This window comes from Streptomyces sp. NPDC050743 (assembly GCF_044456925.1).
Classification (GTDB): domain Bacteria; phylum Actinomycetota; class Actinomycetes; order Streptomycetales; family Streptomycetaceae; genus Streptomyces.
In genome coordinates this window covers 123,581-145,236 of sequence record NZ_JBITGJ010000008.1, presented here as the reverse complement: position 1 = coordinate 145,236, position 21,656 = coordinate 123,581, and the positions used below count along the sequence as shown (strand labels likewise).

Below are 21,656 nucleotides of genomic sequence, written 5' to 3'. Positions count from 1 at the left end.
TTCAATATCTGTCATTCCATAGCTGTCAGCACAGTCCGGACCTCTTGACGAAAGGTCTGGACCAACCAACTGTCATGTCTACGACACCTCACCGCACCCCCACCGGGAGGCCCGCATGCTCCGCCGCACGCTGTCCCTGCTCACCGCCGCGCTCGCGACCGCCTGTCTCACCCAGCTCCCGGCCGCCACCACCGCCTCCGCCGCCGACACCTGCGCGGTGAAGTCCCGGCCGGCCGGGAAGGTGCTCCAGGGCTACTGGGAGAACTGGGACGGCTCCGCCAACGGCGTCCACCCGCCCTTCGGCTGGACCCCGATCACCGACTCCCGCATCCCCGCGCACGGTTACAACGTGATCGACGCGGCCTTCCCGGTCATCCGCTCCGACGGGACCGCCCTGTGGGAGGACGGCATGGACACGGGCGTGAAGGTGGCGACGCCGGCGGAGATGTGCGCGGCGAAGGCGTCGGGGCAGACGATCCTGCTCTCCATCGGCGGCGCGGCGGCCGGCATCGACCTGAACTCGTCCGCCGTGGCCGACCGTTTCGTCGCGACGATCGTCCCGATCCTGAAGAAGTACAACTTCGACGGCATCGACATCGACATCGAGACCGGCCTGACGAACAGCGGCAACATCACCCAACTGTCCACGTCCCAGGCCAACTTGATCCGCATCATCGACGGCGTCCTGGCGCGGATGCCGGCGAACTTCGGCCTGACGATGGCCCCCGAGACCGCGTACGTCACCGGCGGCAGCATCACCTACGGCTCGATCTGGGGCGCCTACCTGCCGATCATCAAGAAGTACGCCGACAACGGCCGGCTGTGGTGGCTGAACATGCAGTACTACAACGGCAGCATGTACGGCTGCTCCGGCGACTCCTACCAGGCCGGCACGGTCGCGGGCTTCACCGCCCAGACCGACTGCCTCGACAAGGGCCTGGTGGTCCAGGGCACGACGATCAAGGTGCCGTACGACAAGCAGGTCCCGGGTCTGCCGGCTCAGCCCGGCGCGGGCGGCGGCTACATGTCACCGTCCCTCGTCTCCCAGGCCTGGAACCACTACGGCACCCCCCTCAAGGGCCTGATGACCTGGTCGATCAACTGGGACGGCTCGAAGAACTGGACCTTCGGCGACAACGTCAGGGCGCTGCAGCACCGTTGAGCGGCACCGACCGTCAGCCCGCCGGTTCCGCCAGCGCCTTGACGGCCGGCCGGAGCAGGGCGGCGACCCGGTCGGCCGGGGCGTCACGCAGCGGGGCCAGGCCCAGGAGCTGGTGGCCGATCGTGACGCCCAGCAAGGTGGTGACGACCAGGGCGGCGCGCAGCTCGCGGTCCTCGGCCCCGGGCAGCGCGCCGCCGACGCCCTCGATCTGCCGGCCCAGGGCCTCGCGGGCGTGCTCGGCGGCGGCCGGGTCGGTGAGCATGGAGCGCATCATCGCCAGGGTGCCCTCGGGAAGGCCGCCCAGCTTGAGGCCGAGGGTGGCCAGCAGCTGATCGACGAGCGCGTCGGCGTCGGTGGCCGCCGGCAGCGCGGGGACCGTCTGCACGGCCCGGGTGAACAGCTCGCGCTTCGAGCCGAAGTACTGCATGACCAGCGCCGGGTCGACACCCGCCGCGGTGGCCACGGCGCGGATGGTGGTGCGGTCGAAGCCCTTCTCGGCGAACAGCTCCCGGGCGCGGTCGAGGATGCGCGCCTCGGTGGCGCGGCGGCGTTCGGCGCGGGTCTGGTGAGGAGCGGGCACGAATTCACTCTACAGCCGTTGACCGAGCGTCCGGCGGGCTCCTACCGTGGTTGGGTCAACGGTTGTTGAGCGAGTGGAGTGAACCGGCATGCCGGACCATCAAGGCCCTCGGACCCCGCGCGATGTGCTGGCCCGCTACTACCGGGCCATGCTCGACAAGTCCGCGGACGATCTCGCCGACCTGTACGCCGTGGACGCGGTCCACGAGTTCCCGTTCGCCTCCCCCGGCTTCCCGCCGCGCTTCGAGGGGCGCGAGGCGGTGCGCGCGGGCTATCGGGCGGCGTGGGGCGCCGGCCCCGCGCAGATCGAGGAGATCGAGCAGATCGCGATCCACGACACCGCCGACCCCGAGGTCGTCATCGCCGAGCAGGTCGTACGGGGATCACTGCCGGCCACCGGCGCCTCCTTCAGCGTTCCGGGCCTCCTGGTCCTCCGCGTCCGCGACGGACTGCTCACGCGGGTACGGGACTACATGGACGGCGCGGGGGTGGCGGCGGCCAGGTCGTGACGGCAGGGGACCGCCCAGCCGGCCGGCCGAAGCCCCAACCCAGAACGCCCACCCTCCAGCCGACCGAGTCGGCTGGAGGGTGGGCGTAGGCCTGGGACCTCGGCGAGGGCGAGGGTCAGCAGCCCAGCAGGCGGCTGGCCAGGTACCCCTCGATCTGGTCCAGCGACACGCGCTCCTGCTTCATCGAGTCACGCTCACGCACGGTCACGGCGTTGTCCTCGAGCGTGTCGAAGTCCACCGTCACGCAGTACGGCGTACCGATCTCGTCCTGGCGACGGTAGCGGCGGCCGATGGCGCCGGCGTCGTCGAACTCGATGTTCCAGTGCTGCCGCAGCGCCTGGGCGAGACCCTTGGCCTTCGGGGACAGCTCGGCGTTGCGGGACAGCGGCAGCACGGCCACCTTCACCGGAGCCAGCCGGTGGTCGAGGCGCAGCACCGTCCGCTTCTCCATCTTGCCCTTGGCGTTCGGCGCCTCGTCCTCGACGTAGGCGTCGAGCAGGAAGGCCAGCATGGTGCGGCCAACACCGGCCGCGGGCTCGATGACGTACGGCGTCCAGCGCTCGCCGGCCTCCTGGTCGAAGTAGGAGAGGTCCTGGCCGGAGGCCTTGGAGTGGGCGCCGAGGTCGTAGTCCGTCCGGTTGGCGACACCCTCCAGCTCGCCCCACTCGCTGCCGCCGAACTGGAAGCGGTACTCGATGTCGGCGGTGCGCTTGGAGTAGTGGGAGAGCTTCTCCTTCGGGTGCTCGTACCAGCGCATGTTCTCAGTGCGCAGGCCGAGGCCCGTGTACCAGTTCCAGCGCTGCTCCATCCAGTACTCGTGCCACTTCTCGTCCTCGCCCGGCTTGACGAAGAACTCCATCTCCATCTGCTCGAACTCACGGGTGCGGAAGATGAAGTTGCCCGGCGTGATCTCGTTGCGGAACGACTTGCCCATCTGGGCGATGCCGAACGGCGGCTTGCGGCGCGAGGTGGTCTGCACCTGGGCGAAGTTGGTGAAGATGCCCTGGGCGGTCTCCGGGCGCAGGTAGGCGACGGAGCCGCTGTCCTGGGTCGGGCCGAGGTGCGTCGACAGCAGACCGGAGAACTGCTTGGGCTCGGTGAACTGGCCCTTGTTGCCGCAGTTCGGGCAGTTGATGTCGGCCAGGCCGTTCGCCGGGGCGTGGCCCTTCTTCTCCTCGTACGCCTCTTCCAGGTGGTCGGCGCGGAACCGCTTGTGACACGCGGTGCACTCGGTCAGCGGATCCGTGAAGGTGGCGACGTGGCCGGAGGCGACCCAGACCTCGGAGGCCAGGATGACGGACGAGTCGATACCGACGACGTCCTCGCGCGACGTCACCATGTAGCGCCACCACTGGCGCTTGATGTTCTCCTTGAGCTCGACACCCAGCGGTCCGTAGTCCCAGGCGGCACGCTGACCGCCGTAGATCTCACTGCACGGGAAAACGAAGCCACGGCGCTTGCTCAGGCTGACGATGGTGTCGATCTTGTCGGCGGCCACGGTGCTCTCTTCATTACGACGACGGGCGTTGAAGCGAGATGCTTCCAGCGAATGATTCAGGTTACCGGCGCAGGCTCCCCCCGGACCAAATCGGCCCCCTCCCTGAGTGCCTCCCCCGGGCTCCCGGGGGCCCTTACCGGCGTTTATTGACAACGGTTTCCATGTTAGTTGAAAATGACTGTCATGAACGTACGACGACGCCTCATACCCGCCGCCGCGATCACCGCCGTGACCGCCCTCAGCCTCGGCACCCTCACGGCCTGCTCCGGCGACAGGGCGGAGGCGGCGAACACCGGCAAGTTCGACGTCATCGCGTCCTTCTACCCCATGGCGTTCCTCGTCGACCGGATCGGCGGGGACCACGTCCACGTCACCAGTCTCACCTCCCCCGGCCAGGAGCCGCACGACCTGGAGCTCAGTCCCCGGCAGATCGCCTCCCTCCAGGACTCCGACGCCGTCCTGTACCTGAGGAACCTCCAGCCCTCCGTCGACGACGCGGTGGCCCAGTCCCCCGTGAAGACGAAGATCGACGCGGCCTCCCTGACCACGCTGGAGGAGCACGGCAACGAGGTCGGCGGCCACGCGGCCGCGCACGACACGCACGAGGGCGAGGAGTCCGGCGGCAAGGACCCGCACATCTGGCTCGACCCGGTGCGCTACGCCCAGGTCGCCGAGGGCGTCGGCAAGGCCTTCGAGAAGGCCGACCCCAAGCACGCGGCCGACTACCGCAGGAACACCGCCGCCCTGGTCAAGCAGCTGACCGACCTGGACCGGCAGTTCAAGAGCGGCCTCGCGCACACCAGGACCAAGGTCTTCATCACCACCCACGCCGCCTTCGGCTACCTCGCCGAGCGCTACGGCCTGACCGAGGAGGCCGTCAACGGCCTCGACCCCGAGTCCGAGCCCAGCGCCGCACGCGTGAAGGACCTGGAGACGATGGCCGAGGCCGACGGCGTCTCCACCGTCTTCTACGAGACGCTCGTCAGCGACAAGACCGCGAAGACCATCGCGCACGACGCGGGCCTGAAGACCGACGTGCTGGACCCGATCGAGGGCATCACGGCCAAGTCCCGCGGCAAGGACTACTTCTCCATCCAGGAGGCCAACCTGAAGGCGCTCCGACAGGCCCTCGGCTCGAAGTGAGGGGACACGAGATGACCAGCGATTCCGTCATATCCCTGCGCGGGGTCACCGCCGAACTCGGCGCGCGCCCCGTGCTCCGGGGCATCGACCTCACGGTCCGCCGCGGCGAGGTCGTTGCGCTGCTCGGCGCCAACGGCTCCGGCAAGTCCACGGCGATCCGCGCCGTCATCGGCCAGGTCCCGGTCAGCGGCGGCGCCATCGAGCTGTTCGGCACCCCGCGCCGCGCCTTCCGCGACTGGGCGCGCGTGGGCTACGTACCGCAGCGGACGACGGCCGCGGGGGGCGTCCCCGCGACGGTGACCGAGATCGTGTCCTCCGGCCGGCTCTCCCGCACCCGCTTCGGCGTCTTCCGCAGGGCCGACCGGGACGCCGTGCACCGGGCCCTGGAGCTGGTCGGGATGGCCGACCGCGCCAAGGACTCGGTGAACGCCCTGTCCGGCGGCCAGCACCAGCGCGTCCTGATCGCCCGCGCCCTCGTCGCCGAGCCCGAACTGCTGATCATGGACGAGCCGATGGCCGGCGTCGACCTGGCCAGCCAAGAGGTGCTCGCCCGCACACTGAGGCAGCAGGTCGACTCCGGTACGACGGTCCTGCTCGTGCTGCACGAGCTGGGCCCCCTGGAGCCCCTGATCGACCGGGCGGTGGTCCTGCGCGACGGCTGCGTCCTGCACGACGGCCCGCCACCGCAGGCCGTCGGCCAGCACGCCCTGCCCGGCCACGACCACGTACACCCGCACGCACCGGCGGGCACCGAACCTCTGCGGACGGGACTGCTGAGCTGATGGACCTCCTGAACTACGCCTTCATGCAGCGGGCGCTACTCGCCGCCGTCCTGGTCGGCATCACCGCGCCCGCGATCGGCATCTATCTCGTCCAGCGCCGGCAGCCCCTGATGGGCGACGGCATCGGCCACGTCGCGATGACCGGCGTGGGCCTCGGCTTCCTGCTGCACGCCTCGCCGGTGTGGATGGCCACGGCCGTCTCCGCGCTGGGCTCGGTCCTGATGGAGCTGATCCGCTGGTACGGCAGGACGCGCGGCGACATCGCCCTCGCGATGCTCTTCTACGGCGGTATGGCGGGCGGCGTGATGTTCGTCAACATCGCGCCGGGCGGCTCCAACGCCAACCTCATGTCGTACCTGTTCGGCTCGTTGTCGACGGTGGCCCCCTCGGACGTGACCGCGATCATGGTGCTCGCCGCGTTCGTCGTCGCGGTGACCCTCGGTCTGCGCCGCCAGCTGTTCGCCGTCAGTCAGGACGAGGAGTTCGCGCGGGTCACCGGGCTGCCCGTGCGGGCGCTGAACCTGCTCGTCGCGGTCACCGCCGCCGTCACGGTCACCGTGGCCATGCGGGTGGTCGGCCTGATCCTGGTGTCCGCGCTCATGGTCGTACCGGTGGCGGCGGCGCAGCAGCTCACCCGCAGCTTCGCCGTGACCTTCGCGATCGCCGTCGCCATCGGCGTGTCCGTGACGGTCGCCGGCACGATCACCTCGTACTACCAGGACGTCCCGCCCGGCGCGACGATCGTCCTGCTGACCATCGCCGCGTTCGTCGCGCTGACGGTCCTGGCCACGCCGCTGGCCCGCCGACGCGCCCGCGCGGCGGCCGCCGCACAGCCCGCCGGGGATCCGGCGGAGTGCACGATTCCGGCCACTCGGCCGGCCGGGGACGAGATCATCGTCTGACCGCTGACAGCCCGGGCTGGCACAATGGCCGCCCGGGCAGAAGCGAGACGTGAGGAGACAACGGTGACGACCGCTGGACCGCCCGTGAAGGGCCGCGCGACCCGCCAGCGTGCAGCCGTGGCGGCGGCCCTGGACGAGGTCGAGGAGTTCCGCAGCGCGCAGGAACTGCACGACATGCTCAAGCACAAGGGCGACTCGGTCGGCCTGACCACGGTGTACCGCACCCTCCAGTCCCTCGCCGACGCCGGCGAGGTCGACGTCCTGCGCACGTCCGACGGCGAGTCCGTCTACCGCCGCTGCTCGACCGGCGAACACCATCACCACCTCGTCTGCCGCGTCTGCGGCAAGGCGGTGGAGGTGGAGGGCCCAGCCGTGGAGAAGTGGGCGGAGGCGATCGCCGCCGAGCACGGCTATGTCAACGTGGCCCACACGGTCGAGATCTTCGGCACGTGCGCGGACTGCGCCGAGCACTCCGGCAGCTGAGCATCGGCCGTCCGGCCGACCTCAGCCCCGGTCGGAGCAGGAGTAGGAGTGGCGTCCACAGCCTCGGCGCGACAAGGGCGCCCAGGACGATGACGGCCGCCCACCCGCCGTACGACCGCGGCACAGCAGCCCCGGGCGGTGCTCAAACGCGCGTGAGATGGCGGTCGAGTATCGCCCGCAGCCGGTCCGCGTCCGACGGGTCGCTCAGGCCGTGCTTCGGCAGCAGGGTCAGGCACCGCGCCTTCTTGCCGTCGCTGAACAGCACGAACAGCTCCGGCGTCTCCCGGTACACCGGCCGCGCACCCCACCCCTGCGTGACGGTGATGTGCTCCCCGCGGATCGTCACCCCGGCGTCCGTCACCGTCGTACGGCAGGGGCCGTTCACATCCGCGGCGCGCATCATGCCGCGTCCCTGCAAGCGCGGCAGCAGGACGAGACCGAGCGCGAAGTAGCACAGCAGGAGGAGCGTGGGCAGGTCGATGTCCCCGTCGGAGGCCAGGAGGGCGTACCACAGCACCCCTACGGCCACCGCCCCGACCAGATGCCGGATCGACCAGGTGACTTTCCTGCGCGCCCACAGTGCCGACGAGAAGTCCCGCGCGGTCGGCCGGTAGTCCAGCTCGACCGTCTCCTGCACCGCGTCCCGCCCCATGTCCATGACCATGAGGCGGGATCATACGGGGCCGAACAGCGGCTCAGTCGCGGCCGAAGCAGCGCTCCAGTTCGTCCAGATCGTAGAACGCGCTGCCCTTGGCGACGGGACGGCAGCCCGCCTTGAACGGCGTCTCGCGCTCGTTGTAGAGCATGCGGACGAGGTAGCGGCCGTCCTTCTCGTACACGTCCCACTGGATGTTGGCGCCGAGCGGGGCCACCGACGCCCCCCGCCAGGGGTTGTCGGCGTAGGTGTACGGCTTACCGGGCGTCGCCGGCTTCGTGCTGCCGGGCAGGCCCATCAGCGCGGCCAGGGGGATGATCTCCTCGGCGTGGGTGAAGCGCAGCTCGGCGCCGAGGTCGCTGGTGCCGGCGCGCTTGGCCTCGACCTGCTTGAAGAGGTCGTCCAGGAGGACGCCGGCCATCTTGTAGGTGATGTCGCTGTCGGAGAAGGCGGGGCCCTTCTCGTAGAAGTCCTCCGCGGCCCCGAGGTAACCGAACCAGGCGGCGTCCGAGCGGGAGATGTAGCGGTCCATGCCCCAGCCCCCGCCGTCCGGGTCAGGGCTCTCGTCGTTCATCGCCGGCGCGATGGCGTACAGGTTGTAGACGGCCTGCGCGGCGCCGGCCTGGTCGCCGATCCCGTCGACGAACGGCGCCTTGAAGATCCGCCGCAGCACGCCGCGCGCGGCCTCGTGCGTCCTGGGCTGGTCGCTGATCGAGTTCAGCGTGTCCTTGAGCCGCTGGTCGTTCGCGATGTAGTCCCGGTACGCGGCACCACCCGCCGCCTTGTGGAAGTACAGCAGGTCCTTGTCCGTCCGGGTCGCCCCGATCAGCGGCTTCAGCGCGGCGTCGGCGGCGGCGAGGGCGCCGGTGTACTCGCTCGCGCTGTCCACGGCCCGCCCCTGCCCGGAGCTGACCACGTCGATCTTCTCGCCCTGCGCGGCGATGTCTTCGAACAGGGTGGGCAGGCGCTGCTCCATGCGCGTCGCCGTATCCCGCATCTCCTGCCGGCCGCGTCCGCTGAGGTTGCCGTACCCGATCTTCTCCATGGCGGCCATGAGCGCCCGCACGGTCGGCCCGAACTCCTCACCCTTGCCGGTGAGTTGGCCCTCCTCCCGCGCCTTGTCCCACAGCCCGAGGATCAGGTCGCCGTCCTCGCTGCCGGTCGCCGCACGGGAGCCGTGCCGGGAGACGTTCTCGGTGAAGACGGCGGTGTAACCGGCCGGGGGCCGCTGGTAGGCGCGCGGGTTCTGTCCGGGTGCGTACGGGGCCTTGGTGCCGTAACTCTCGCGGTGCGCGGGGCCGTCGGCGGCGTGCGCGGGCAGCGCGGTGAGCAGCAGGGCGCCGAGGGCGAGAACAGGCGTGAGACGTCTCATAAGTCCCCCATCCTCGGCGGCCCGCCTGAACCGCCGGTGGCTACGAAGTGGAATTGCCCTTCATCGCGGCTTCCATGGCGAGGAGTTCCTCGTTCGGGACGGCGCCGCCGAACCGCCGGTCGCGGGAGGCGAATTCGACACAGGCCCGCCACAGGTCACGGCGGTCGAAGTCGGGCCACAGCACGTCCTGGAAGACCATCTCGGCGTACGCACTCTGCCAGAGCAGGTAGTTGGAGGTGCGCTGCTCCCCGCTGGGGCGCAGGAAGAGGTCGACGTCCGGCATGTCCGGGTAGTACAGGTACTTCTGGACGGTCTTCTCGTTGACCTTCGCCGGGTCCAGCCGCCCGGCCGCGACGTCCTCGGCCAACGCCTTCGCCGCGTCCGCGATCTCGGCCCGCCCGCCGTAGTTCATGCAGAAGTACAGCGTGAGCAGGTCGTTGTCCTTGGTCTGCTCCTGGGCGACCTGCAGCTCCTTGGCGACCGACTTCCACAGCTTGGGCATACGGCCCACCCAGCGCACCCGGATGCCGAGCTCGTCGAGCTGGTCCCGCGTCTTGCGGATGAAGTCGCGGTTGAAGTTCATCAGGAAGCGGACCTCGTCGGGCGACCGCTTCCAGTTCTCGGTGGAGAAGGCGTAGAGGGAGATGTTGCGGACGCCGACCTCGATCGAGCCCTGGAGCACGTCCAGCACCCGCTCGGCTCCGACCTTGTGGCCCTCGGTCCTGGGCAGCCCGCGCTCCTTGGCCCACCGCCCGTTGCCGTCCATGACGATGGCCACGTGGTTCGGGACCAGCTCGCCGGGGAGCTTGGGCGCGCGGGCACCGGACGGATGCGGCTCCGGCGCCTTGTACTCGCGCCGCTGGCGCCCCAGGATCCCGCGTACGACCATGTGCTTCTCGTCTCCCTCTTGCTTCTCGACGTACCTGAGCGTTACTTCTCGACGTACCTGAGCGAACGCAGCCCGCGCTCCAGATGCCAGTGCAGGTAGGCGGACACCAGGCCGCTGCCCTCGCGGACGTACCGCGCCTCGCACGCGTCCGCCGTCTCCCAGTCTCCCGTAAGCAGCGCCCCGAGGAGTACCAGGGTCTGCGGCGACGGTACGACACTCCCCGGCACCCGGCAGTCGGCGCACACGGAACCACCGGAGGCCACGGAGAAGAACCGGTTCGGTCCGGGCATCCCGCACTTCGCGCAGTCACCGAAACTCGGGGCGTAACCGTTGACGGCGAGGGAGCGGAGCAGGAAGGCGTCGAGGACGAGGTGGGGCGCGTGCTCGCCCCGGGCGAGGGTGCGCAGGGCGCCCACGAGCAGCAGATACTGCTGCACCGCCGGCTCCCCCTCGTGATCGGTGAACCGCTCGGCGGTCTCCAGCATCGCCGTCCCGGCGGTGTACCGCGCGTAGTCGGTGACGATCCCGCCGCCGTACGGCGCGATGGTCTCACTCTGCGTGCACAACGGCAGCCCGCGCCCGACCAGCTCGCTCCCGCGCGCGAAGAACTGCACGTCGACGTGGGAGAAGGGCTCCAGCCGGGCCCCGAACTTCGACTTCGTGCGCCGCACGCCCCGGGCCACGGCCCGCACCCGCCCGTGACCGCGTGTGAGCAGCGTGATGATCCGGTCCGCCTCACCCAGCTTCTGGGTGCGCAGCACGATGCCGTCGTCGCGGAACAGACTCATGGGCACCATTCTCGCCCAAGCGCTCCCCTGCACGCGCCCTTAAACAATATGTTGAAGCCGGGCAAGGAACACGACGTGGGAAGAAGGTGCAGCCCGTGCCGCTCGACGGCTTCACTCCATGGCCCGAGGACGCCGCCCTCGTCTACCGCCGCGCCGGCTACTGGCAGGGCCGACCCCTGCCCGAGCTGCTGCGCGACTGGGCACGCGAGCACGGCCCACACACCGCGCTCGTGCACGGCACGACCCGCCTCACCTACTTCCGGCTGGACCGCCGGGTGAGCCGGATGGCGGCCGGTCTGCGGCTGCGGGGTGTCGAGCCCGGCAGGCGGGTGGTGGTGCAGCTGCCGAACACTCCCGAGTTCGTCGTCGCGGTGTTCGCGCTGATGCGGGTCGGCGCGATCCCGGTGCTCGCGCCGACGGCCCACCGGGAGACGGAGATCGCCCACCTGGTCGCCGAGAGCGAGGCGGTCGGCTACGTCGGCCCGGCGGTGCACCGCGGCTTCGACCACGCGGAGACGGCCGCCCGCATCGCCGCCGGGTCGACGTCGCTGCGCCGGATCTTCACCCTCACCGCGCCCGGCGAGCAGTCGGGCGGCTTCTCGTTGCTGCCAGGGGGCGCACTGGCCTTCCCCCTGCACACCGTGGACGAGGCACCGGTACCGGACCACCGCCTGGACGCCTCGGACGTGGCGTTCTTCCTGCCGTCGGGCGGCGGCACGACGACACCGCCGAGGCTCGTCGGCCGCACCCACGACGACTACGCCTACCAGCTCCGCGCCGCGGCGGAGCCGCTCGCTCTCGGCCCCGAGGACGTGTACCTGGCGACGCTGCCCGCCGAGTCCACCTTCGCCCTCGGCTGCCCCGGCATCCTCGGCACCCTGGCGGTGGGCGGCACGGTCGTACTGCTCGACGACCCGGCGCCGGAGGCGGCCTTCCACACGATCGCGCGGGAAGGGGTGACCGTCACGACGGTGACACCGGGCATCGCCGCCCGGTGGCTGGACGCCCTGGACGACGCCGTGGCCGACCTGGCCTCACTCCGGGTGATGCAGATCGGCGGCGGCGCCTCCCGCCTCGACCCCGCCCTGGCCGCACGGATCGAGCCCGGTTTCGGCTGCCGGCTCCAGCAGGTGTGAGGCAGGGCGGAAGGGCTGCTCACCGCCACCCGCCTGGACGACCCGCGGGACGTGATCCTCGGCACCCAGGGCCGCCCGGTCTCCCCGGCCGACGAGATCCGCATCGACGCGCCCGAGGGAGAGCCCGGCGAACTCCTGGTCCGGGGCCCGCCCCCAACCGGCACCGGCCCCCGAGGTCACCTGACCATCCCCGTGGGCGGGGGGCAGTGATTGGCAGCTTTGTACCACTCTCCGGACGCATAGTTGCTGGTCAAGCGGGTGAAGGCTGGATGGCGTGGAACAGGCCTGCCAATCACGCTGCCCGCTCGCTTCTCGCCCGTGCTGGAGTGGGCCGAGTCAAGGGTGGCCCGGAGGGTCATCGCCGAAGGCGACGCGGAACGCGCCCTTTACTCGGCTCGCGGAAGCACGACACTGAGAAAGAAGCGGGCGGCCCCACGGCAACTGATCGGTACCGGCCGCGCGTCACGTCCCCAACTCGTCCAGCTGTCAGCCGGGTTGAGTGGCAGGATCGGTGTACGTGAGCCATCGCACCGCGTTCTGGACCATCGCCCGTGCAGCCACACCGCTCTACGCCACCACCCTCGCCGCCTCGGTGGGCTCACTGGTCGACACGGCGCTGCTCGGCCGGTACGCCACCGTGTCACTCGCCGCCTTCGCGGTGACCGTGGCGGTGTTCAGTCCGGCGACCGCGACCGTGGCGGGCGCCCTGCGCGGTGTGATGCCGTTCGTCGCGCCGCACCGCGACGATCCCGAGCGGCTGCTGCCGCTGGTGCGTGCCGGTATGTGGCTGGCGTTCACGGTGGGCGGGCTGTGCGCGGCCGCGGTGGCGGCGGTGCCGCTGATCGGCGGGCTGTGGGGCGTCCCGCCGCGCGTGCTGGACCAGCTCGGCGTGTTCCCCTGGCTGCTGGCGGCGAGCGTGCTGCTGATCGCGGTCGGCCAGTCGGCCACCTCCGTGCTGGTGGCCCTCGGACGCTCCGCTCAGGTGATGCGGTCCGGGCTGCTCGGCACCGTCGTGTCGGTGACGCTGTCGGTGCTGCTGGTCGGCGGGCCGGGGCCGCTGCCGAGCCACGGCCTGACCGGCGCGGGTCTCGCCATGCTCGCCTCCAGCCTGGCGAGCACCTGCCTCAACCAGTACGCGCTGCGCCGCCGCACGGTGCTGGCCGGCCGCCGCATCCGTCCCGGACGGCCCGATCCGCGGCAGGTGCTGCGCCTGGCCCGAGTGGGGCTGCCGCTCGCCGGGACGGTGCTGGTGAAGTTCACCGTGCTGGGCGTGCTGACCTTCGCCGCCGCCCGGCTCGGTGCCGACGCCGCGGCCGTGCACAACGTCGGCGAGTCCCTGGTCAACGTCGTCTTCACCGCGGCGGTGGCGGTGGGCCAGGCCACGGTGCCGCTGATCGCCGGATACGCCGCGGAGCGTGACGTCGTACGCATCCGGAGTGCGGTGGGGGCGGGTCTGCGGGTGGCGCTGTGCGCGGTAGGGCTGCTGGGGGCCGCGCTGTTCGTGTTCCGGGACCCGCTGATCGCACTGTTCAGTACGAATCCCGGGCTGCGGGGCCGGGTGACGGGGCTGCTCCCGCTGGTCCTGGCGGTCGTGGTCAGCGACGCCCTGCAGGCGGTGGCGGGCTTCGGCCTGGTGGGGCTCAAGCGGACCGGGCCGGGCCTGGTGTCGACGGCGGTGTGGTTCGGGGCGCTGGCGGCGCTGTCCGTCCCGGTCGCCGACGCGTCCGGCCTGACCGGACTGTGGACGGCACTGGCCTGCGCCAACCTGCTTCAGGCCGGCACCAAACTGCGCTCCTTCCGGCGGCACAGCGCCCTGGTCACGGCGTCGGCCGGGACCGCGCCGGAAGCCGCGTCACCACGCCACCAGGTTTCTTGATCCCCAATCCCAAGCCCCAGGTCCAAGCCCAACCCCCAGGCCAAAGTCCCAAGCCCAGGCCAAGACCCGCCCCCTTCGCGTCCCGCCATTGGCTCGACCTCTGGCGGCTAGCCCATTCGTGTGCGCCGTCTTGACCACCCCCACGCCCCCTCCTATGGTCGCGCTACCGACCGGACGTAGGACGTAGGACGTCGTATCTCCCACCCCCCTCCTCCCCTTCCCCCCAACGACTTGCTGGAGGACCCGTGCGCGACGACGTGAATCCCGACGTACCGGCACCGCGCCGCCGGTCGTTCCTGAAGTACACGGGTGTGCTGGGCGCGGCCGCCGTTCTGCCGCCGGTGCTGGCGGGCTGCTCCGCAGGACCGGAGTCCACGAACGACACCGGGAACGGCGGCAGCGGCAAGGACCGGACGCTGACCGCGGTGATCGGCTACGGCAACGACGGCAGCTGGGATCCGACGCAGACGGCGTCGGCGTTCTGCATGGCCGCCAACAACCACATCTACGAGGGGCTGTTGGACACCGACCCGATCAGCCGGGTGCCGTATCCGGCGCTCGCCACCGAGGTGCCCAAGGACGCGGGCGCCACCACCTGGCGGTTCACCCTGCGCTCGGGCGCGACCTTCCACGACGGCAAGCCCGTCACCGCCGACGACGTCGTGTTCGTCTTCGACCGGATCCTCGACCCGAAGACCCAGACGCTCGCCAAGGGCTTCTTCGCCGGCTGGCTCGGCAGCGTCAGGAAGGTGGACTCCCGCACCGTCGAGCTCGTGCTCAAGTTCCCCTTCCCCGAAGGGCTTTCCCGGCTCACCCTCGCCAAGATCATGCCGAAGCACGTCTTCTCCAAGCCCGGCGCCTGGGACGACGCCATCAAGGGGCTGGCCGTCGGCTCGGGGCCGTACCGGCAGACCGCGCACCACCCGAAGTCCAACACCACCTTCGAGGCCTTCGCCGCCTACAACGGGCCGCGCCCGCCTGCCTTCAAGCGCATGAACTGGCTGACCATCGTGGACGCCGCTCCGCGCGTGGCGAAGATCTCCGGGTCCGACGCCGGGGCGCAGATCGCCGACAACATCCCCTACGCCAACATCGCCAGACTGGAGCAGGGCGGGCTCAAGGTCGCCGGCGGCGCCGGGATGAACAACCTCTTCCTGATGTTCAACACCCAGCACAAGCCCTTCGACGACGTGCGGGTGCGACAGGCGCTGCACTACGCCATCGACACCGAGAAGATGGTGCAGGTCGCCCTCAAGGGGCACGGGAAGCCCGCCTCCTCGTTCCTGAACGAGGGCAACCCGACCTACCGGCGGGCCAAGACCGTGTACGACTACGACCCCGAGAAGGCGAAGGCGCTGCTGAAGGCCGCCGGGGTCGGCAACCTCAAGGTCAACATCCTTGCGGTGAACGTCAGTTGGATCGTGGACTGCCTGCCGACCATCAAGTCCTCCTGGGACGCGATCGGCGTGGAGACGACTCTGGCGCCGCAGGAGACCACGGCCGTGTTCACCAAGATGGACCAGAAGCAGGACTACCAGGTCGTCGCCGCGGCTTCCAATCCGAACCAGTTCGGGCTCGACGCCGATCTGATCATGCACTACAACTACGGGCCGCAGAACCTGTGGATGCAGTACACCCGGTGGGCCGGCGACCCCGTCGCCAAGCAGCTCTTCAAGGACATGGACCGGGCGACCCGGGAGCCGGATCCGGAGAAGAAGAAGGCGATCATCCAGGACTACATCGACGTCGTCGCCGAGCAGGCCGTGCTGTACCCGGTCGTCCACAACGAGCTGATGACCGCCTGGGACGCCCGGAAGCTCACGGGCATAAGGGCGCAGCCCTACCCCGGCATCAACCTCCTCCAGGCCAAGTGGATCTGACGGCATGACGGCTGTCGTACGGATCCTGCTCCGCCGTATCGCGCTGCTCGTGCCGCTGATGCTCGGGATCGTGCTGTTCGTGTTCCTGGTGATGCGGTTCTCGGACGTCGATCCCGCGTCCGCGTTCTTCCAGGGCGCGAACCCGACCCCGCAGCAGCTGCACGACTTCCGGGAACGGAACGGGCTGCTCGATCCGCTCCCGGTGCGGTACGTCCACTTCGTCGGCGATCTGCTCCACGGCGACCTCGGCACCAGCGCCCTGACCCGGGCGCCGGTCGTCAAGCAGGTCACCACCGCGCTGCCGCTCACCCTCCAGCTGACCTTCCTGGGGCTCGCCATCGCGGTGGTGCTGGCGCTGGTGGGCGGGGTGACGGCCGCTGTGTACCGGGACCGGATCCCGGACCAGGTCATCCGGGTGGTCTCGCTGGTCGGGGTGGCCGCGCCCGGCTTCTGGCTGGCGCTGCTGATGATCCAGTACCTGGCGGTGGACCGGGGCTGGTTCCCGACCGGCGGCTACATCAACCCGGCCGACTCGGTCACCGGCTGGCTGAAGACCATGGCGCTGCCCGCCCTCGCCCTGTCCCTGCCCGTAGCCGCGCAGCTGACGAGGATCGTCCGCACCTCGGTGGTGGAGGAGCTGGACAAGGACTATGTGCGGACGGCGATCGGGAGCGGGTTGCCGCCCCGGGTCGTCGTCGGCCGGAACGTGCTGCGCAACGCCCTGGTCAATCCGCTGACCGTGCTCGGGCTGCGGGTCGGCTACCTCCTCGGCGGTGCCGTCGTCATCGAGACGATCTTCTCGCTGCCCGGCATGGGCAAGCTGATGATCGACGCCGTGCAGAACGGCGACCCCGCCGTGGTGCAGGGGGTGGTGCTGACGACCGCCACCGGCTTCGTCGTCGTCAACCTCGTGATCGACATTCTGTATCTGCTGGTCAACCCACGTCTGAGGGCGGGCTGATGGTCACGCGCGCGAGGCTTGCCGAGCGGCTCTCCCGGCCCGGCGGCGTACGGCTGCGGGGCTGGCGCCGGCTGCCGCTGCTGTCGAAGGTCGCCGCCTGTTTCCTGGCCCTGGTCATCCTCGTCGCCGTCCTCGCCCCGCTCCTCGCCCCCGACGATCCCCTCGACCAGCAGGAGCCGGTCGGCGGCAGCGGGCATCCGTCCGCCGCGCACTGGTTCGGGCAGGACAGCCTCGGCCGGGACATCCTGAGCCGGCTGATGTACGGCGCCCGGTGGTCGCTGGCGATCGGGCTGGGGGCGACGGCGCTCGCGCTGGTCGTGGGCGCCGTCATCGGGGCGGTGGCCGCCACCTCCCGCAAGGCGGTCGACGAGACGCTGATGCGCTGCCTGGACGTGGTGATGGCGTTCCCCGGGATCGCGCTCGCCGCCGTGCTGGTCGCCGTGTTCGGCGGCGGGATCGGCGTGCTGATCTGCGCCATCGCCTTCCTGTTCACTCCCCCCGTGGCGCGGGTGGTACGGGCCAACGTCCTCGATCAGTACGGCGAGGACTACGTCACGGCGGAACGGGTGATCGGCGCCCGTACGCCCCACATCGTGGCGCGGCACGTGGCGGTCAACTGCGCCGCCCCGGTGCTGGTGTTCTGCACGGTCCAGGTCGCCGAGGCGATCGTGTTCGAGGCGTCGCTGTCCTTCATCGGCGCCGGGGTGCGGCCGCCGGCCCCGTCCTGGGGAAGTGTCATCGCCGACGGCAAGAACATGGTGCTGACCGGCGGCTGGTGGGCGACCGTCTTCCCGGGGCTGCTGATCCTGCTGACCGTGCTGTCGCTGAACATCCTCTCCGAGGGCGTGTCCGACGCGTGGGCGGCACCGGCGGCACGGGAGGTGGAGGCTCCCCCCGAGGACCGGCTGGAGGCGCCGGAGCCGGGCAGCGGTGAGGTGCTGCGGCTGCCCGGGCTGACCGAGGCCGCCCGGCGGCTGCGGTCGCGGGCCCGGCCGCTGCCCGACCGGAGCGGGCAGCCGGTGCTCGCCGTGGAGAACCTCACCATCGGCTTCCCGGACCGGCACCGGGGTGTCGACATCGTGGCCGGGGTCAGTTTCGAGGTGTACCCCGGGGAAGTGCTCGGTCTGGTCGGTGAGTCGGGCTGCGGGAAGTCGCTGACCGCGCTCACCGTCATGGGGCTCCAGCCGAGCCGGGCGCGCGTCGGAGGGCAGGTGCGGTTCCGGCAGCGGGAGCTGCTCGCCGAGCCGATGCGGGCCAGGCGGCGGCTGCTCGGGCACGAGATGGCGATGGTCTACCAGGACGCCCTGTCCTCGCTGAACCCGGCGATGACCATCCGCGCCCAGCTGAAGCAGCTCGTCCGGCGCGGGGGCCGGCGCAGTCCGCGCGAGCTCATGGAGCTGGTCGGCCTGGACCCCGAACGCACCCTGCGCAGCTATCCGCACGAGCTGTCCGGCGGGCAGCGGCAGCGCGTGCTCATCGCCATGGCGCTGTCCCGCGACCCGCGGCTGATCGTCGCCGACGAGCCGACGACCGCCCTGGACGTCACCGTGCAGGCACAGGTGATGAAGCTGCTGCTGCGGCTGCGCGAGGAGCTGGGGTTCGCGCTGATCCTGGTCTCGCACGATCTGGCGCTGGTCGCCGACGTCACCGACCGGGTGGTGGTGATGTACGGCGGGCAGATCGTGGAGAGCGGGGTGACCGCCGACCTGGTGGCGGCGCCGGCCCACCACTACACGCGCGGCCTGCTCGGCAGCGTGCTGTCGCTGGAGTCGTCCGAGGAACGGATGACGCAGATCAAGGGGGTCGTACCGTCCCCCGCCGACTTCCCGGCGGGCTGCCGGTTCGCCGACCGCTGCCCGCTGGCGAGCGAGGTGTGCCACGCGCATGCCCCCGTCCTCGCCGGTACGGGCACCCACACGGCCGCCTGCCATCACCCGGCGGTGGACCTCACGTCGGCGCGGAGCGAGGAGGCACTGCAGTGACCGCCGTGGTCGAGGTGCGAGACGCCCATGTCGTGCACAAGGCCCGCAGCGGCGGGCTGCTGCGCCGTGACCGGGTGTACGCCCTGACCGGCGCCGATCTCACCGTGGCCGCCGGGGAGACGGTGGGGGTGGTCGGCGAGTCGGGGTGCGGGAAGTCGACACTGGCGCGGGTGCTGGTGGGCATCCAGCGGCCGGTGTCGGGCTCGGTTGCGTTCCAGGGCCGTGACCTGTGGACGATGCCGCCCGCCGAGCGCCGGGCCACGGTCGGCGCCGGCGTCGGGTTGGTCTTCCAGGACCCGTCGACGGCGCTGAACCGGCGGCTGACGGTACGGCGGATCCTGCGCGACCCGCTGGATGTGCATCAGCGCGGCACCCGGGCCGAACGGGAGGACCGGGTAAGGGAGTTGATGGGCCTGGTCGGCCTCCCCCGGGCCCTGGCCGACGCCCTGCCCGGACAGCTCTCCGGCGGGCAGCGGCAGCGCGTCGCCATCGCCCGCGCGCTCGCCCTGGACCCGGCGCTGGTCGTCGCCGACGAGCCGACCAGCGCCCTGGACGTGTCGGTCCGCGCCCAGATCCTCAACCTCCTGCTGGACCTGAAGGAACGCCTCGGCCTGGCCCTGGTGTTCGTCTCGCACGACATCCAGACGGTACGGCGGATGAGCGACCGGGTGATCACCATGTACCTGGGCCGGATCGTGGAGGAGACCCCGGCCGGCCGGGTCACCGACGCCGCCCGGCATCCGTACACCCGCGCCCTGTTCTCCGCCACGCCCGGCCTGCTGGACCCCCTCGACCCGATCCCGCTGACCGGGCCGGTGCCCTCGGCGACCCGGCCGCCGAGCGGCTGCCCGTTCCGCACCCGCTGCTGGAAGGCGGACGGGTTGTGTGCCGAGGTCATGCCGGACTTCTCGGCCGCGTCGCGCCCCGAACACCGCTACCGGTGCCACCATCCTGTTGAGGAGGAGGAATCGACCCGCGACCTAGCACGCCAGGAGCCCTGACATGCCCTTCCCCACCCCGCTCACCGGTGTCGTCCCGCCCGTCTGCACGCCCCTGACACCGGAGCGCGAGGTGGACGTGCCCTCGCTGCTCGCCCTGGTCGACCATCTGGTGGAGGGCGGGGTGCACGGGCTGTTCCTGCTCGGGTCCACCTCCGAGGCGGCGTTCCTCACGGACCGGCAGCGCAGCCAGGTCGTGGAGGCGGTCGTCGCCCATGTGGGCGGTCAGTTGCCGGTCCTCGCCGGCGCCATCGACATGACCACGCCGCGCGTCCTGGACCACGTCACGGCGGTGACGGCGGCCGGAGCGGACGCGGTGGTCGTCACCGCCCCCTTCTACGCCCGCACCCACCGCTCGGAGATCGTCCACCACTACCGCCGGATCGCCGCCGCCTCCGAGGTGCCGGTCATCGCCTACGACATCCCCGTCGCCGTGCACACCAAGCTCCCCGCCGACGTGGTGCTCGGCCTGGCCGCCGACCGGGTGCTGGCCGGGATCAAGGACTCCAGCGGGGACCTGGCCGCCTTCCGCGAGATCGTCACCGGCTCCCGCGTGCACCCCGGGTTCAGCGTGCTGACCGGCTCCGAGCTGATCGTGGACTCCGCGCTGGCCCTCGGCGCCGACGGGGCGGTGCCGGGGCTGGCCAACGTCGATCCGCACGGGTACGTCCGGCTGTACCGGATGTGCCGCGCCGGCGACTGGGAGGGGTCGCGGGCGGAGCAGGAACGGCTGTGCGCGCTGTTCGGGATGGTCACGGTCGGGGATCCGGCGCGGATGGGCGGCAGCTCGTCGGCGCTGGGCGCGTTCAAGGCCGCGCTGCATCTGCGCGGCGTCATCGACTGCGCGGTGACGGCCGAGCCGCAGGTGCCGCTGTCGGGCGAGGAGGTCGAGAGGGTCGGCAAGTTCCTGGCGGCGGCCGGGTTGCTCTAGCCCCGTGACAGGGTGAGTCTGCGGAACTCCACGGTGTCGTAACTGTGGGTCGCGCCCGTCTCGTACAGGACGCCGATCGTGCCGGGGCCGAGCTGGACCAGGTCCGAGTAGGCGGCCGGGCGGTCCGAGAGGGTGAGCAGCTTGGTGAAGGTGCGGCCGGCGTCCGTGCTCGCCCAGAGGGCCAGGGCGCGTCGTGCCGAGGGCACGGAGGGGGCGGAGAACAGCAACGGGGCCGCCGGGCCCCGGAGTTGGAGGACGCTGCCCTGGACGACCGGGACGGCGTTCAGGGTGGGCTGGACGGCGTAGGGGCGGTCGAGGGTGGTGCCGCCGTCGCCGGAGTAGGTGTCCAGGCGGTTGCCGGGGGCGGTGCCGTACTGGTCGCGGGCGTTGAAGTAGATCCTGCCGTCCGGGAGTTGGGCGGCGGTCGTCTCGTTGACGTTGGTCACGCCGTCCTGGGTCCCGGTCACGAAACCGAGCTGCCAGGTGCGGCCGCCGTCGTCGCTGTAGAGCGCGTGCCCGCCGTCGTACCGGGATCCGGGGCCGGCGGACGCGGCGGACGCGACGACGGAGTGGTTGGCGGGGACGAGCAGGCGGCCGGCGTGCGGGCCCCGGGTGAGGGCGAGGGCGTGGCCGGGACCGGTGGCGTACCAGCTCCAGCCGGACCGCTTCACCTGAGCCGTGATCTCCGCCGGGGGTGTGAAGTGCCGGCCGTCGTCCCGGCTGCGCTGCACGAACACCCGGCGGTCCCCCGCCCCGCGGCGGATCTGGTCCTCCGTCGCCTTCCCGTCGTTGCCGCAGGTCACCAGGACGACGACCCCGGTGCGCGGGTCCACGACCGGCGCCGGATTGCCCCGGGTGTCCCCGTGTCCGGCGGCCACGACCGTCAGCGGACCCCAGGTGCAGCCGCCGTCGGCGGAACGGCGCAGTACGACGTCGATGTCACCGGTGTCGGCGACACCGTCCCGCCGCCCCTCGGCGAAGGCCAGCACGGTGCCGTACGGGGTCTCCACGACCGCGGGAATGCGGTAGGTGGCGTACCCGCCCTCACCGGAGACGTAGGGCACCGACGCCACACAGCCGGGGACGACCGGCGCCGAGGCGGAGACGCGACCTGCCTGGGCGGGGGCGGC

General features: G+C 71.2%; 21 protein-coding genes. 14 read left to right on the top strand and 7 right to left on the bottom strand.

Features of this window, described 5'->3' with window-relative positions:
* Positions 1-115: 115 nt before the first annotated feature.
* Complete coding sequence (locus ACIBJF_RS11910) at positions 116-1,162, top strand: chitinase (protein ID WP_399173543.1); 1,047 nt, start codon at positions 116-118, stop codon at positions 1,160-1,162.
* Between the two features lie 13 nt (positions 1,163-1,175).
* On the opposite strand, the gene ACIBJF_RS11905 is transcribed toward ACIBJF_RS11910, so the two are convergent.
* Positions 1,176-1,742, bottom strand: a complete 567-nt coding sequence (locus ACIBJF_RS11905; RefSeq protein ID WP_399173542.1) for a TetR/AcrR family transcriptional regulator — start codon at positions 1,740-1,742, stop codon at positions 1,176-1,178.
* Between the two features lie 88 nt (positions 1,743-1,830).
* Between ACIBJF_RS11905 and ACIBJF_RS11900 the strand changes: the two genes are divergently transcribed.
* Complete coding sequence (locus ACIBJF_RS11900; protein ID WP_399173541.1) at positions 1,831-2,250, top strand: nuclear transport factor 2 family protein; 420 nt, start codon at positions 1,831-1,833, stop codon at positions 2,248-2,250.
* 115 nt (positions 2,251-2,365) lie between these two features.
* On the opposite strand, the gene ACIBJF_RS11895 is transcribed toward ACIBJF_RS11900, so the two are convergent.
* Positions 2,366-3,748, bottom strand: coding sequence for a glycine--tRNA ligase (locus tag ACIBJF_RS11895; RefSeq protein ID WP_399173540.1), 1,383 nt, complete (start codon positions 3,746-3,748; stop codon positions 2,366-2,368).
* Positions 3,749-3,931: 183 nt separating this feature from the next.
* Here ACIBJF_RS11895 and ACIBJF_RS11890 point away from each other — a divergent pair, with 183 nt between their 5' ends.
* The 4 genes from ACIBJF_RS11890 to ACIBJF_RS11875 all read left to right on the top strand — a co-directional run bounded on the left by ACIBJF_RS11890 (position 3,932) and on the right by ACIBJF_RS11875 (position 7,058).
* Complete coding sequence (locus tag ACIBJF_RS11890) at positions 3,932-4,891, top strand: metal ABC transporter substrate-binding protein (RefSeq protein ID WP_399173539.1); 960 nt, start codon at positions 3,932-3,934, stop codon at positions 4,889-4,891.
* Positions 4,892-4,902: 11 nt separating this feature from the next.
* Entirely contained in the window at positions 4,903-5,673 is a 771-nt protein-coding gene (locus ACIBJF_RS11885; RefSeq protein WP_390682076.1) for a metal ABC transporter ATP-binding protein, read from the top strand.
* Positions 5,673-6,575, top strand: coding sequence for a metal ABC transporter permease (locus ACIBJF_RS11880; RefSeq protein WP_399173538.1), 903 nt, complete (start codon positions 5,673-5,675; stop codon positions 6,573-6,575). Before ACIBJF_RS11885 ends, ACIBJF_RS11880 begins: the two co-directional genes overlap by 1 nt.
* Before the next feature lie 63 nt (positions 6,576-6,638).
* Positions 6,639-7,058 (top strand): Fur family transcriptional regulator, encoded by a 420-nt coding sequence (locus ACIBJF_RS11875; RefSeq protein ID WP_399173537.1) that lies wholly within the window; start codon positions 6,639-6,641, stop codon positions 7,056-7,058.
* Positions 7,059-7,200: 142 nt separating this feature from the next.
* Here the strand turns inward: ACIBJF_RS11875 and ACIBJF_RS11870 are convergent, their stop codons facing one another.
* From ACIBJF_RS11870 to recO, 4 genes are read right to left on the bottom strand one after another with little or no spacing between them, the layout of a single operon-like run.
* On the bottom strand, positions 7,201-7,722 hold the full coding sequence (locus ACIBJF_RS11870; RefSeq protein WP_399173536.1) for a YcxB family protein: 522 nt from the start codon (positions 7,720-7,722) through the stop codon (positions 7,201-7,203).
* Between the two features lie 31 nt (positions 7,723-7,753).
* On the bottom strand, positions 7,754-9,085 hold the full coding sequence (locus ACIBJF_RS11865; protein ID WP_399173535.1) for a histidine-type phosphatase: 1,332 nt from the start codon (positions 9,083-9,085) through the stop codon (positions 7,754-7,756).
* A gap of 40 nt (positions 9,086-9,125) precedes the next feature.
* A complete protein-coding gene (locus ACIBJF_RS11860) occupies positions 9,126-9,974 on the bottom strand; it encodes an isoprenyl transferase (RefSeq protein ID WP_399173534.1) in 849 nt (282 codons plus the stop codon).
* A gap of 41 nt (positions 9,975-10,015) precedes the next feature.
* Entirely contained in the window at positions 10,016-10,762 is a 747-nt protein-coding gene (gene recO / locus ACIBJF_RS11855) for a DNA repair protein RecO (protein ID WP_132783564.1), read from the bottom strand.
* A 95-nt stretch (positions 10,763-10,857) separates the two neighbouring features.
* Between recO and ACIBJF_RS11850 the strand changes: the two genes are divergently transcribed.
* The 8 genes from ACIBJF_RS11850 to ACIBJF_RS11815 all read left to right on the top strand — a co-directional run bounded on the left by ACIBJF_RS11850 (position 10,858) and on the right by ACIBJF_RS11815 (position 20,526).
* Positions 10,858-11,898 (top strand): AMP-binding protein, encoded by a 1,041-nt coding sequence (locus ACIBJF_RS11850; protein ID WP_399173533.1) that lies wholly within the window; start codon positions 10,858-10,860, stop codon positions 11,896-11,898.
* A 51-nt stretch (positions 11,899-11,949) separates the two neighbouring features.
* Entirely contained in the window at positions 11,950-12,108 is a 159-nt protein-coding gene (locus ACIBJF_RS11845; protein WP_399173532.1) for a hypothetical protein, read from the top strand.
* A 307-nt stretch (positions 12,109-12,415) separates the two neighbouring features.
* Entirely contained in the window at positions 12,416-13,774 is a 1,359-nt protein-coding gene (locus tag ACIBJF_RS11840; protein WP_399173531.1) for an MATE family efflux transporter, read from the top strand.
* Positions 13,775-14,019: 245 nt separating this feature from the next.
* Entirely contained in the window at positions 14,020-15,654 is a 1,635-nt protein-coding gene (locus ACIBJF_RS11835) for an ABC transporter substrate-binding protein (RefSeq protein WP_399173530.1), read from the top strand.
* A 4-nt stretch (positions 15,655-15,658) separates the two neighbouring features.
* A complete protein-coding gene (locus ACIBJF_RS11830) occupies positions 15,659-16,615 on the top strand; it encodes an ABC transporter permease (protein ID WP_399173529.1) in 957 nt (318 codons plus the stop codon).
* A complete protein-coding gene (locus tag ACIBJF_RS11825; protein WP_399173528.1) occupies positions 16,615-18,597 on the top strand; it encodes a dipeptide/oligopeptide/nickel ABC transporter permease/ATP-binding protein in 1,983 nt (660 codons plus the stop codon). Before ACIBJF_RS11830 ends, ACIBJF_RS11825 begins: the two co-directional genes overlap by 1 nt.
* On the top strand, positions 18,594-19,598 hold the full coding sequence (locus ACIBJF_RS11820; RefSeq protein ID WP_399173527.1) for an oligopeptide/dipeptide ABC transporter ATP-binding protein: 1,005 nt from the start codon (positions 18,594-18,596) through the stop codon (positions 19,596-19,598). Before ACIBJF_RS11825 ends, ACIBJF_RS11820 begins: the two co-directional genes overlap by 4 nt.
* Position 19,599: 1 nt before the next feature.
* The gene (locus ACIBJF_RS11815) at positions 19,600-20,526 is read left to right on the top strand and encodes a dihydrodipicolinate synthase family protein (RefSeq protein ID WP_399173526.1); all 927 of its coding nucleotides are present in this window, start codon (positions 19,600-19,602) and stop codon (positions 20,524-20,526) included.
* On the opposite strand, the gene ACIBJF_RS11810 is transcribed toward ACIBJF_RS11815, so the two are convergent.
* Positions 20,523-21,656, bottom strand: a 1,134-nt coding sequence (locus ACIBJF_RS11810; RefSeq protein WP_399173525.1) for an exo-alpha-sialidase, incomplete at its 5' end; no start/stop codon positions are given. The genes ACIBJF_RS11815 and ACIBJF_RS11810 overlap by 4 nt on opposite strands.